The organism is Paenibacillus sp. J31R122, from assembly GCF_056269185.1.
The window spans coordinates 46,905-59,426 of record NZ_JBWDNM010000013.1; the positions used below are offsets into that span (position 1 = coordinate 46,905).

The 12,522-nt window shown below is 45.6% G+C and carries 10 protein-coding genes and 1 pseudogene; 10 read left to right on the top strand and 1 reads right to left on the bottom strand.

The features are described from left to right. The first annotated feature begins 159 nt into the window (after positions 1 to 159). The 9 genes from AC0YN7_RS20560 to AC0YN7_RS20600 all read left to right on the top strand — a co-directional run bounded on the left by AC0YN7_RS20560 (position 160) and on the right by AC0YN7_RS20600 (position 11,617). Positions 160 to 1,065 (top strand): hypothetical protein, encoded by a 906-nt coding sequence (locus AC0YN7_RS20560; protein ID WP_475811904.1) that lies wholly within the window; start codon positions 160 to 162, stop codon positions 1,063 to 1,065. Between the two features lie 88 nt (positions 1,066 to 1,153). Further along, the gene (gene tig / locus AC0YN7_RS20565) at positions 1,154 to 2,449 is read left to right on the top strand and encodes a trigger factor (RefSeq protein WP_475811905.1); all 1,296 of its coding nucleotides are present in this window, start codon (positions 1,154 to 1,156) and stop codon (positions 2,447 to 2,449) included. Between the two features lie 328 nt (positions 2,450 to 2,777). Beyond that, positions 2,778 to 3,371 carry an ATP-dependent Clp endopeptidase proteolytic subunit ClpP gene (gene clpP, locus AC0YN7_RS20570; RefSeq protein WP_475811906.1) on the top strand — a complete coding sequence of 198 codons (594 nt, stop codon included), beginning with the start codon at positions 2,778 to 2,780 and terminating at the stop codon, positions 3,369 to 3,371. A gap of 16 nt (positions 3,372 to 3,387) precedes the next feature. Beyond that, positions 3,388 to 4,644, top strand: a complete 1,257-nt coding sequence (gene clpX / locus AC0YN7_RS20575) for an ATP-dependent protease ATP-binding subunit ClpX (RefSeq protein WP_475811907.1) — start codon at positions 3,388 to 3,390, stop codon at positions 4,642 to 4,644. Between the two features lie 93 nt (positions 4,645 to 4,737). Then, complete coding sequence (ispG, locus tag AC0YN7_RS20580) at positions 4,738 to 5,847, top strand: flavodoxin-dependent (E)-4-hydroxy-3-methylbut-2-enyl-diphosphate synthase (protein ID WP_475811908.1); 1,110 nt, start codon at positions 4,738 to 4,740, stop codon at positions 5,845 to 5,847. Positions 5,848 to 6,120: 273 nt separating this feature from the next. After that, entirely contained in the window at positions 6,121 to 7,824 is a 1,704-nt protein-coding gene (gene lonB / locus AC0YN7_RS20585) for an ATP-dependent protease LonB (RefSeq protein ID WP_475811909.1), read from the top strand. Positions 7,825 to 7,861: 37 nt separating this feature from the next. Further along, positions 7,862 to 10,198 carry an endopeptidase La gene (lon, locus tag AC0YN7_RS20590; RefSeq protein WP_475811910.1) on the top strand — a complete coding sequence of 779 codons (2,337 nt, stop codon included), beginning with the start codon at positions 7,862 to 7,864 and terminating at the stop codon, positions 10,196 to 10,198. Positions 10,199 to 10,227: 29 nt separating this feature from the next. Beyond that, positions 10,228 to 10,815 (top strand): ribosome biogenesis GTP-binding protein YihA/YsxC, encoded by a 588-nt coding sequence (gene yihA / locus AC0YN7_RS20595; RefSeq protein ID WP_475811911.1) that lies wholly within the window; start codon positions 10,228 to 10,230, stop codon positions 10,813 to 10,815. 211 nt (positions 10,816 to 11,026) lie between these two features. Then, positions 11,027 to 11,617 carry a non-ribosomal peptide synthetase module gene (locus AC0YN7_RS20600; RefSeq protein ID WP_475811912.1) on the top strand — a complete coding sequence of 197 codons (591 nt, stop codon included), beginning with the start codon at positions 11,027 to 11,029 and terminating at the stop codon, positions 11,615 to 11,617. Between the two features lie 410 nt (positions 11,618 to 12,027). Here the strand turns inward: AC0YN7_RS20600 and AC0YN7_RS20605 are convergent, their stop codons facing one another. After that, positions 12,028 to 12,264, bottom strand: coding sequence for a hypothetical protein (locus AC0YN7_RS20605; RefSeq protein WP_475812084.1), 237 nt, complete (start codon positions 12,262 to 12,264; stop codon positions 12,028 to 12,030). Here AC0YN7_RS20605 and AC0YN7_RS20610 point away from each other — a divergent pair. Next, positions 12,239 to 12,352 (top strand): annotated as a pseudogene (locus AC0YN7_RS20610) (DUF4309 domain-containing protein); the annotation flags it as partial. The gene AC0YN7_RS20605 and the pseudogene AC0YN7_RS20610 overlap by 26 nt on opposite strands. Between the last annotated feature and the right edge of the window lie 170 nt (positions 12,353 to 12,522).

Consider the following 12,522-nt stretch of genomic DNA (forward strand, 5'->3'; position numbering starts at 1 on the left):
AAATATCTGAAGCCAAATACATCATTTGTTTTTTCTTTTGACGGTACATGGTATAATCGTACGCAAGATTGGACGAATGAACAAACAGCGTAACCATAAGGCGGTGTTACCATTACGACTCCCAATGACCATGAAGGCGACAACAAGGATAACGTATATTTGTTCCCAAGTATGCTGGATCAATATCAGATTCAGTTAACTCGTATGCTTGAAGGGGAGCAATATGGGGAGGCCAAGGAGTTACTGCGATTTTTGCTGCAATGCCAAGGTGAGGACGAGCACCACTATGAAGAGTGGGAAAGTCTTTTAACATGGCTCGACATGGCTTTTCCTGAAGAAGGTAGCAATGAAAATGGAACAGGGCTTGTCATTGCAAAGCAGGTTGAGGAAGAGGATGAAGCAACCTTTCGCGAGCAATTATTGAATCCGCCTGAGCAAGACGAGGCTTATGTCAATCAAGTGCTCTACATCATGCAGAACCATCCCATGATTGATCAGCAAATATTGGCGCTTGAGCGGGCATCATACATTCAATCAGCCGATATTAACGCAACCATAATCAATTGGTTAGTAACGCAGCAAGTACATCCGGTCGTTCAATTTAAAGCTTTGCAATGCCTGCGGAAGCGCGGAGCCTCTGGATCGATTACGATAGAGCGGCTCGGAGAGACGGTAGAGCTTGAGCTTGATATTACGCCGCTTTCCATGGATGATTTCCCGCCTGCTGTTAACCGTGTTTTAGAACGGACGGAGCAGGTTGTTGAAGTCGATGACCCAACGCTGCCGCATTTTTCCAGAGAGCTTTGGAAGGAAAGTTTACAATTTTTATATGGTACTGTAGCTTATCATTGGATACTGAGAGAAGACGAAGGCACGGTAGACTGTTTTGCCGCTGCTTTGCACTTAACGTTGTTGCTCACCGTTTACGGCTCGGCAAATGACGATGATATTCGCGATACATATGGTATTACAGAAGGCTTAAGGTTCTGTTATGAACAAGCGTGCAGAGCGCTCAGGCAGGTTGCTGTATTGCAGCAATCTGGGGAAGATGAACCTCAGCCTTGAAAAGCTCGTCCATCTTGTTTATAATAGAATGGTTTATGATACGTGAAAACTAGCGATGCATGCGCATTTTCGGAGGGGAAGGCATAAAATGAAAGCAACTTGGGAAAAAATAGACAAGAACGTCGTGTCGATCAACGTGGAGGTAGAAGCGGAACAGGTCGCACAAGCTCTTGATCAAGCATTTAAGAAAGTAGCACAACAGGTTAACGTACCAGGATTCCGTAAAGGTAAAGTGCCGCGCGGCATTTTCGAATCCCGTTTTGGAATTGAGAGCTTGTACCAGGATGCAATTGACATCTTGTTGCCAGAAGCTTATTCCTCAGCAGTGAAAGAACATAATCTTGAGCCGGTTGACCGTCCTGAGATTGATGTTGAGCAATTCGCAAAAGGCGAAACGTTCAAATTCAAAGCAAAAGTTATCGTTAAGCCTGAAGTAACGCTTGGCGAATACAAAGGCTTGGAGGTTGCGGCTGTTGATTCCGAGGTTTCGGATGAGGAGCTTGCAGCAGAGCTAGAGCGTTTGCAGCAACGTCATGCTGAGCTTGCGGTTGTAGAAGAAGGCGCAGCTCTGAACGGCGATATTACGGTTATCGATTTCGATGGCTATGTAGACGGAGAGCAGTTTGAAGGCGGACAAAGCGAGCGTTATTCACTTGAGCTCGGTTCAAATTCCTTCATCCCAGGCTTCGAAGCACAAGTGGTTGGCATGCAAATCGGCGATTTCAAGGACGTAGAAGTAACGTTCCCTGAGAGCTACCATGCAGAAAACCTTGCGGGCAAACAAGCCGTGTTCAAAGTGAAATTGCATGAAATCAAACGCAAAAACCTTCCAGCATTGGATGATGAGTTTGCTAAAGACGTTAGTGAGTTCGATACTATTGACGAATATAAGCAAGACTTGACTAGCAAATTGAAAGAAAACAAGAACAAAGAAGCTGAGCAAGCTCGTGAAGTAGCGGTTGTCGATAAAGCTACTGCAGCTGCAGAAGTTGAAATTCCAGAGGCAATGGTCGTTACTGAAACAGACTACATGATCAAGGATTTCGAAAACCGTCTTAAAATGCAAGGAATGAACATGGATCTTTACTACCAGTTCTCCGGCCAAAATGAAACGGTACTTCGTGATCAAATGCGCTCAGATGCAGAAAAACGCGTTCGCAATAACCTTGTACTTGATGCTATTGCTAAAGCAGAAGGTATTGCAGCAACTGAAGAGGACTTGTCTGAAGAGCTTGAAAACCTGTCCAAATCTTACAACCGTCCTGCAGAAGAGATTCGTGATATTTTCACGAAAAATGGCAACATCGCAAACTTGAAAGAAGATATTGCAATTCGCAAAACAATCAAGCTATTGCTTGAAAGCAGCAAAATCGTTCAAGCGTAAACGGCTGTCGCCGTCCTCTGGCGGTAATAGCTCGTTTCGCGGTGAAATATAGGCATTGGTATAAGTGTGAAACGTATACGTTCCTATATTTTAAGAAATTATCGATTGAAACTGAATAAACGGGTTATCCAAGATAAGGCACGTCATTGATACGTGCCTTATTTTGACCCTACATAAGAAATTGTGCTTGTTTTGGAGGCAAATCTCCGTACATATCGAACGACAGTCGCCGTATACTGTATTATCCTGGAAAAATGACATCACTACGATGACGTGTTACAATAATTAAGTAAGTACTCTAAGTCTTAAACGAAAAGAGGTTGGTCGCATGAATCTGGTACCGATAGTAGTCGAACAAACAAACCGTGGGGAACGTTCTTACGATATTTACTCTCGTTTGCTGAAGGACCGCATTATCTTCTTAGGGAGCGCAATTGATGATGACGTAGCAAACTCCGTCATTGCACAGCTGCTGTTTCTGGCGGCCGACGATCCTGAGAAAGACATCCATCTGTACATTAACTCACCTGGCGGTTCGGTAACTGCGGGAATGGGTATTTTTGATACGATGCAATATATTAAGCCAGAGGTGTCTACGATTTGTATGGGTATGGCCGCTAGTATGGGCTCACTTCTCTTAACAGCTGGAGCAAAGGGTAAACGTTTTGCGCTGCCTAACGCTGAAGTGATGATTCATCAGCCGCTTGGCGGCGTGCGAGGTCAAGCTTCGGATATCAAAATTCATGCAGATTGGATTTTGAAAACGAAAGCTAAGCTCAACCAAATATACGTAGATCGTACCGGACAGCCTTATGACAAAATCGACCGTGATACCGACCGTGACAATTTCATGAGCGCGGAAGAGGCTCTTGCTTACGGTTTGATAGACAAAGTAATAACAACGCCGGTATCAACGATTTAATCAAAGGGGTGATTACATGTTTAAATTCAACGACGAAAAAGGCCAACTAAAATGTTCGTTCTGCGGGAAATCGCAGGATCAAGTACGTAAATTGGTTGCTGGTCCTGGCGTCTATATATGCGATGAGTGTATTGAGCTGTGTACGGAAATTGTTGAGGAAGAGCTCGGCAACGAGGAAGAGCTTGATCTGAAGGACATTCCGAAACCGAAAGATATAAGAGCAATTCTTGACTCTTATGTTATTGGTCAGGAGTCTGCTAAGAAATCGCTGTCTGTAGCGGTATATAACCATTACAAACGTATCAATTCCGGCAGCAAAATCGAAGACGTCGAACTGCAGAAGAGTAATATTTTGCTATTAGGTCCTACAGGCTCTGGTAAAACATTGCTTGCGCAAACAATGGCGAGAATTTTGAATGTTCCTTTTGCAATTGCGGACGCAACCTCGCTTACGGAAGCGGGTTATGTCGGTGAAGATGTTGAAAACATCCTGCTTAAGCTTATTCAAGCCGCTGACTACGATGTTGAGAAAGCGGAGCGCGGCATTATTTATATCGATGAAATTGATAAAGTAGCCCGCAAATCAGAGAATCCATCCATTACGCGCGACGTTTCGGGTGAAGGCGTTCAACAAGCGCTTCTGAAAATTTTAGAAGGCACGGTTGCATCTGTTCCGCCACAAGGCGGGCGCAAGCATCCGCACCAAGAATTTATTCAAATTGATACGACGAACATATTGTTCATTTGCGGAGGTGCGTTTGATGGTCTTGAGTCATTGATCAAACGTCGTATTGGTAAGAAAGTTATTGGTTTTAACTCCACTGGCGAGATGCAGAAGGATTTGAAGCCAGGCGAGTATTTAACTATGGTATTGCCTGAAGACTTGCTGAAATTCGGGTTGATCCCTGAATTTGTTGGACGTCTGCCGGTCATTTCAACGCTTGAGCCTCTGGATGAGCCAGCATTGGTTCGTATTTTGTCCGAACCTAAAAACGCGCTAGTTAAGCAATACCAGAAGTTGCTTGAAATGGATAATGTAACGCTTGATTTCGAGCCTGCAGCACTTGATGCCATTGCGAAGGAAGCTATTAAGCGCAATACCGGCGCTCGTGGCTTGCGCGCAATTATTGAGGGAATCATGCTCGAAGTTATGTATGAAGTACCTTCGCGTGAAGATATGAGCAGCTGTCTCATTACCGAGCAGTCTGTATTGGACAAAGTAATGCCGGAGATTACCGCTAAAAAAAGCAAGAAAAAGGATGAAAGCGCCTAATCAACGTTCATAAACCGTCATTGTTTCCACCCCTCATGCGATTTTGTCGCTAGTCATGGGGTGGACTTTGACGTTCATGGGAGAGATAACCTTATGTACTTACGTCAAGATACGGTAGCGGTTAAAGTCGGCGATCTTACGATTGGCGGCAGCAATGAAGTTATCATACAAAGCATGTGCACTACCAAAACGGCTGATGTGGAAGCGACTGTTGCGGAAATATTACGTCTGGAGGAAGCAGGCTGCCAGGTTGTTCGGGTTACCGTCAACAACAAGGAAGCTGCTGACGCCATAAAAGAAATTAAGAAGCGCATTCATATTCCACTTGTCGCGGATATTCATTTCGATTATCGTCTAGCGCTTGCCGCCATCGAAAACGGTGTAGATAAGGTCCGGATCAATCCGGGCAATATCGGACGTCGTGAGAAGGTAGAGGCGGTTGTGAAGGCCTGTAAGGAGCGAGGCATTCCTATTCGGATAGGTGTCAACGCAGGCTCGCTTGAAAATCATTTGCTGGAGAAATACGGTTATCCGACTCCTGAGGCAATGGTAGAGAGCGCGCTGTTCCATATCGGTATTTTAGAAGAGCTTGATTTCCACGACATTATTGTGTCACTCAAAGCGTCTGATGTGCCTATGGCTATAGCTGCATATTCGATGGCTGCCGAGAAAATCAAGTATCCCCTTCATTTAGGCATTACGGAGGCTGGCACGCTTCACACAGGCACGATTAAGAGCTCTGCTGGTATCGGCGCGCTTCTTGCGCTAGGTATAGGCAATACAGTTCGAATCAGCTTAAGCGCAGATCCGGTTGAAGAGGTTAAGGTTGCGCGTGAGTTGCTCAAAACGTTTGGACTAATAACTAATGCAGCTACTTTAGTATCCTGTCCGACATGCGGTCGTTTGGATATCGATTTATTTTCTATCGCAAATGAGGTTGAAGAATACATTTCGAAGATAAAAGTGCCGATCAAGGTATCTGTCCTAGGCTGTGCGGTGAACGGTCCAGGTGAAGCTCGCGAGGCTGATATCGGTATCGCTGGCGCAAGGGGCGAAGGCATGCTGTTCCGTTATGGAGAGATGATTCGTAAAGTGCCGGAAGCAGAGCTGCTGAATGAGCTGAAGAAGGAAATCGACGAAATCGTTCGAGTGTTTGAAGCCACTGGTGAAATTCCTGGACGTAAGCATCATACACCGGCTTAAATCGCAGGATGCTTTCAAGTAATCGGGACTGAGCGTAGGGCGCGATCTATGCCAGAAGAAAGGATCAGGCGTTGCTAACGCTTGGTCCTTTCTTTTTTTTAAGAGCAGCAAAACACAAATGAAACAATGAAATTAACAGCTCAAACGATTATTCCCACATCTAAGAGGCAATACTATCCTATAAGGATGCTTACGACGGATAGTTTGCTGAAAACGTAAGCTGCGTTGTCATATGACAGCGTTGGCTATATACGCTTGAGAGGGGCGGAAATAATGAGTTTGAGTTTTGTTTTGATGTTGATTCAAGTGTTTTTTGCTGTGGTAATTGGTTTGTATTTTTGGAATTTATTGCGTAATCAGAAGACTAACCGCTCTGCGGTCGATCGGGAATCACGCAAAGAGATGGATAAGCTTCGGAAGCTGAGAAGCATATCATTGACAAAACCGCTGTCTGAGAAAACAAGACCTCAGGCGATGCAGGACATCGTCGGACAACTCGATGGTCTGCGCGCTTTAAAGGCGGCGCTTTGCAGCGCGAACCCGCAGCATGTGATTATATATGGCCCCCCAGGCGTAGGTAAGACTGCGGCGGCACGGGTCGTGTTGGAGGAAGCCAAAAAGAATCCAACGTCGCCGTTTTTGCCGGAGGCCAAGTTTACGGAAATCGACGCGACGACTGCTCGTTTCGATGAGAGAGGCATCGCCGATCCGCTGATAGGGTCTGTACATGATCCGATCTATCAAGGTGCTGGGGCGATGGGCGTAGCGGGTATTCCGCAGCCTAAGCCAGGTGCCGTTACGAAGGCGCATGGCGGTATTTTGTTTATTGATGAAATTGGTGAATTGCATCCGGTGCAAATGAATAAATTGTTAAAGGTGCTTGAAGATCGCAAAGTATTTCTAGAGAGTGCCTATTACAATTCAGAGGATGCGAATATTCCGCTGTATATTCATGATATTTTCCAAAATGGCTTGCCTGCGGATTTTCGTCTTGTTGGCGCTACAACACGCTCGCCTCAGGAAATACCGCCCGCTATTCGGTCGCGCTGCATGGAGGTTTTTTTCCGCCCGCTGCTTGCTGATGAGATCGGTTTAATAGCGGAGAATGCAGTGAAAAAAATCGGTTTTTCACCGTGTCCTGATGCGATTAATGTGGTCAAAAAATATGCGACGAACGGCCGCGAGGCTGTCAATGTCATTCAGCTAGCAGCTGGCGTGGCGCTATCGGAGAAACGCGATAGCATTACGGCGGGAGATATTGAATGGGTCGTTAACAGCAGTCAAATTCCGCCTCGTCCCGATCGTAAAATACCAGATGCTCCGCAGATCGGCTTCGTCAACGGCTTAGCTGTGTATGGGCCGAATATGGGGACATTGCTTGAGATTGAAGTGAGCGCAATACCTGCTGCCGCAGGAAGCGGTCAGTTTACGATTACCGGCGTTGTTGAGGAGGAAGAGCTAGGCGGCGGCTCGCGGACATTGCGACGCAAAAGTATGGCTAAGGGCTCTGTGGAAAATGTCATTACTGTTTTGCGACGAATTGGACTAAATCCGCAGGATTACGACTTGCATATTAATTTTCCTGGCGGAACACCGATTGACGGGCCTTCTGCCGGCATTGCAATGGCGACAGCGATAACTTCGGCTATTAAGGGCATTCCAATCGATAACAAGCTCGCGATGACTGGCGAGGTTGGTATTCATGGCAATGTCAAGCCTGTTGGCGGTGTGCTCGCAAAGGTTGAGGCTGCATTCCAAGCAGGCGCGACACAGGTTATTATTCCAAGAGAGAATTGGCAAGCGATATTCGCAGACCTAGAAGGACTTCAGGTTATTCCGGTCGAGCGGGTAGAAGAGGTGTTTAAACATGTTTTTCCAGAAGCGGTTGCGGTCCCAAATCGGGTGGAAACTCCGTTTGGAGCAGATCTTTTTATTGCATCGAGCGTTCCCTATTTGCAGGCTGATTCAGTAGAGTGATAAAATGAGTTAGATTTTAACATTTGGAGGTGCTGGTGTGGGTCCTAGTAAATCGAAAGGTCGTCGGCTTCCCTTGCTTCCACTAAGAGGGCTGCTCGTTTATCCCAGCATGGTGCTCCATCTTGATGTGGGTAGGGACAAATCGGTACGCGCACTAGAGCGCTCGATGGTCGAGGATCAAATGATATTGCTTTGTTCACAGTCTGAAGTGAACATTGAGGAGCCGACTGAGGAAGATATATATAAAGTCGGAACGATTGCAAAGGTTCGGCAAATGCTGAAGCTGCCAAACGGAACGATACGCGTATTGGTAGAAGGTGTCATTCGTGCTGAAATTGTGGACTATTTGCCGAATGACCAGTTTTATGAAGTATCGGTCAAGGAGCTGCCTGAGCAGGAAGGTGACGATCCCGAGGTGGATGCGCTCATGCGTTCTGTCTTGAATCAGTTCGAGCATTATATTTCTTTGTCCAAAAAAGTAACGCCCGAAACGTATGCTGCTGTTTCAGATATTGATGAGCCGGGCCGACTTGCCGATGTCATTACGAGTCATCTATCGCTTAAAATCAAGGATAAGCAAGATATTCTTGAAACGATCGATGTTTCGGAGCGCCTTGAGAAGCTGCTTGATATTTTGAACAACGAACGTGAAGTGCTTGAGCTGGAACGCAAAATAAACCAACGCGTGAAGAAGCAGATGGAGAAGACGCAAAAGGAATATTATTTGCGCGAGCAAATGAAGGCCATTCAGAAGGAGCTCGGCGAGAAGGAAGGCCGCGCCGGCGAAGTTGAGGAGCTGCGCAATCAGCTTGCTGAAATCGTCGTGCCGGATGTAGTTAAGGAGAAGATTGAGAAGGAGATTGACCGTCTTGAGAAGATGCCGTCTACATCAGCAGAAGGCGGCGTCATTCGCAACTACATCGACTGGCTTCTAACACTGCCTTGGAACAAGCTTACGGATGATGATCTTAGCTTGAGCAACGCCGAAGCAATTCTGAATGACGATCACTATGGTCTAGAAAAACCGAAGGAACGTGTCCTCGAATATTTAGCGGTGCAGAAGCTCGTCAAACAGCTGAAAGGACCGATCCTTTGCTTAGTTGGCCCCCCAGGCGTTGGGAAAACTTCGCTTGCTCGTTCCATTGCAAAATCGCTTGGACGCAAGTTTGTACGCATCTCTCTTGGCGGGGTGCGCGACGAAGCGGAAATTCGTGGTCATCGCCGTACGTATGTAGGCGCTATGCCTGGCCGGATCATTCAAGGCATGAAAACGGCCGGATCATCAAACCCAGTCTTCCTGCTTGATGAAATTGATAAAATGGCAATGGACTTCCGTGGAGATCCGGCATCGGCACTGTTAGAGGTGCTTGACCCTGAACAGAACAATACGTTCAGCGATCATTTCGTAGAAATACCTTTTGATTTATCGAAGGTTATGTTTGTAACGACAGCGAATGCTATGCATAATATTCCCCGCCCTCTGCTAGATCGGATGGAGGTTCTGTATATCCCAGGCTATACAGAGCTCGAGAAGCTGCAAATCGGCACTCGTTATTTGCTGCCGAAGCAGAAGAAGGAGCATGGCATAAAGGAAGAGCAGCTGATTATATCAGATGAAATTTTGCTGCAGCTTATTCGTGATTATACGCGCGAATCAGGCGTGCGCAACCTTGAGCAGCAAATTGCAGCCGTATGTCGGAAAGCGGCAAAGCATTTTGTTGCTAGTGAGCAAGAAGAAGCTCTTGAGCCGCTTGTCCTTACGGGTGAACAGCTCATAGAATGGCTTGGACCCGCTAAGTTCCGCCATGGGCTTGCCGAGAGTGAGGATCAGATTGGAGCAGTTACCGGTCTCGCATGGACAGAGGTAGGCGGCGATACCCTTGTAATAGAGGTTACAGTTATGCCGGGAAGTGGTAAACTATCGTTAACAGGAAAACTGGGTGATGTCATGAAGGAGTCAGCGCAAGCTGCTTTCAGCTATACACGCTCGAAAGCGACCGCGCTTGGCATAGATCCCGTGTTCCATGAGAAAAACGATATTCATATTCATATACCGGAAGGAGCCATTCCAAAGGATGGGCCATCCGCAGGCATTACAATTGCAACAGCACTTATTTCGGCTCTGACAAATCGGTACGTATCGAAGGAAGTTGCGATGACAGGTGAAATAACTTTGAGAGGCCGTGTACTGCCGATTGGCGGTCTAAAAGAAAAATCACTTGCAGCTCATCGAGCGGGGATTCGAAAGGTATTGCTGCCGAAAGACAATGAACGTGATTTGCGGGACATTCCCGACAGCGTACGCAATGATATGGAATTTATTCCGGTCAGTCATATGGATGAAGTGCTGCAGCATGCGCTGCTTCCGGTTTAAACGGATTAGAGAGCAGGTACATCGATTTTATGAAAATTACACAAGCACAATTCATTATTAGCGCAGTAAAGCCTCACCAATACCCGGAGGACGCTTTGCCAGAGGTAGCTCTGGCAGGGCGTTCGAATGTGGGAAAATCATCATTGATTAATAAATTAATTTTACGCAAAAACCTGGCAAGAACGAGCTCGCAGCCAGGCAAGACGCAGCAGCTCAACTATTATCTTGTCAATGAAATGGTCTATTTAGTCGATTTTCCGGGTTATGGATATGCTAAGGTGTCGAAGACGCAGCGCGAGCAATTTGGTGAAATGATCGAACGTTATATAAGAGATCGTGAGCCGCTCAAGCTGCAGTTGTTGGTTATTGATATTCGGCATGAGCCGTCCGCGCAGGATAAGCTTATGTACAAATGGCTGAAGCACTACGAGATTCCAACTTGCATCGTAGCGACGAAAGCGGATAAAATCCCTAAGTCGAAATGGGACAAGCATATTAAAATGATCAAAACAACAATAGAGGCGGATCCGCGAGATTCACTCGTTTTATTTTCTTCAGAAACTGGGCTTGGCCGTGAGGAACTTTGGGACGTCATTTCGAAAGCGATTGCCACATAAGGTAGCAAGAGCAGTAAGTTGTTATATAAAGCAGAGGATACAGTGAATAAGTCGGCATTCCTCGTGGAATCCACCGTTTTTTTCTGGAATATGCGAGAATTTCGGGAATGGACGACAGGAATAAAATTCGCTGATCACGTATAATATACTTAGCAAAACGTAAACACAACGCAATAACCAAGCGCAAGTCCAAAGAATTGGGGAGATTTTTATGGCTAAGCGGCTAGCCACGGAGTATGTCAATGCCAAACTGCAGTTAACGAATGAAGAGATGGTCCAATTTATCCGTTTGTTTGAAGAGCAGCAAGTTCACCTTCAGGTGTTGGTGCTCGATAACGGAAGTCAGGAGCTTGTTCTCGAAGACGTAGCAGGGAGGGAAGAAGTCCGACTGACCTTTGAACGTCAACAAGACTTTTACGTATGTGTACTTTCTTGCCGCCTTGTAGGTCCAAGGCTGACAAATGCAATGCGCAAAGCGGTATCTGCTTTCCGCGGCAACGCGATCGTCAACCGAATTTACAGTCATTATACGATGGTCTATCACTATATGAACGGCTCCGTTATCAAAATTGTTGAACTCTCAGCAACTGGAGATCGTGTCGTGTTCGAATTTAAGGATACGCTCGGACAGCTAGAACGAGTATTCATCAGTCGCCTGATTGAGCGGGAAATCGGTATGATTAATAACGCGGTCAATGAATTGCTTGATTTACGCAATCAAACGAAGGATGCAGCTGAGATTCGCAGTATTGACGAGAAATTGTCTGATCTGACTCACAAGCTGTTTGTTTTAGAAGCTTAACCTATACGGATAACGAGAAGAGAACCGCAACTGCGGTTCTTTTTTTATTATTTATGCCTCAACCCCAAAATCAGTTAGGTAGGAAATTTGAATGGATTTTGTCCATTCAAACAGCTGATAATTCCATGTCCTGATCTGTTTGAATGGAAATGATACAATCTAATAGGTATTTAGAAGCTTATTATTTGCTAAACCGACGATTAGCTTGGATGAAATACAGTTTGGAACAAATACATCGTATTTGTTGTGGAATTAATTGTATGAAATACAGTCAAATACGACAAATGAAGAGCAGGCTCTTATTACTTTCTGTCAACCGCTGATTTTGAGTTTGAGCCTCGTTTATTAGCTCCAAGTGCAACATATTTTACTTTTAAGTAGTTAAGTACCAATAGTGACGTTAATACGACTCAAACGCCGCCTGTAGTCACTACACCGCCTACAGACCAATCTATTGGGACTGGCAACGAAGGTGACGGTGAAGCGCCTGTAGGGGCTGTAGAGACCCCAAGTACGGATACAAACAAGTTTAACACGCCAACAGCGAAGCCAAGCAATACGGATAAAGGCGAAAGTCTGGGAACAGAAACTGTTGATAATGCGGCAGTTGTGACGGAAGGATCTATTTCTGTTAACGGTTCTGACAAAATCTACACGTACGATGTGAATGACCAATTTCAGTTAAAGTTTGTAATCGCAAAATCAACGGGCAGGGTTGATCATATATCGGTTTAAAGCTCGCAGGACGCGAAAAACAATATGGCGGGATGATTATGAATAAAGCTTTGTTGCAGGATAAGCTTGCTTCACATACATTGAGATCAGGGTGTTTTCGTGTATGCAGTTGTAATTATTGAAAAAATAATAGTTGCAATTATCCCGAATAGATGTTATTTTTATTCTCG

Bases quoted from the DNA above. Each gene is read 5' to 3' on its own strand.
- tig (WP_475811905.1), top strand. From the start codon at position 1,154: ATGAAAGCAACTTGGGAAAAAATAGACAAGAACGTCGTGTCGATCAAC.
- clpP (WP_475811906.1), top strand. From the start codon at position 2,778: ATGAATCTGGTACCGATAGTAGTCGAACAAACAAACCGTGGGGAACGT.
- clpX (WP_475811907.1), top strand. From the start codon at position 3,388: ATGTTTAAATTCAACGACGAAAAAGGCCAACTAAAATGTTCGTTCTGC.
- ispG (WP_475811908.1), top strand. From the start codon at position 4,738: ATGTACTTACGTCAAGATACGGTAGCGGTTAAAGTCGGCGATCTTACG.
- lonB (WP_475811909.1), top strand. From the start codon at position 6,121: ATGAGTTTGAGTTTTGTTTTGATGTTGATTCAAGTGTTTTTTGCTGTG.
- yihA (WP_475811911.1), top strand. From the start codon at position 10,228: ATGAAAATTACACAAGCACAATTCATTATTAGCGCAGTAAAGCCTCAC.
- AC0YN7_RS20600 (WP_475811912.1), top strand. From the start codon at position 11,027: ATGGCTAAGCGGCTAGCCACGGAGTATGTCAATGCCAAACTGCAGTTA.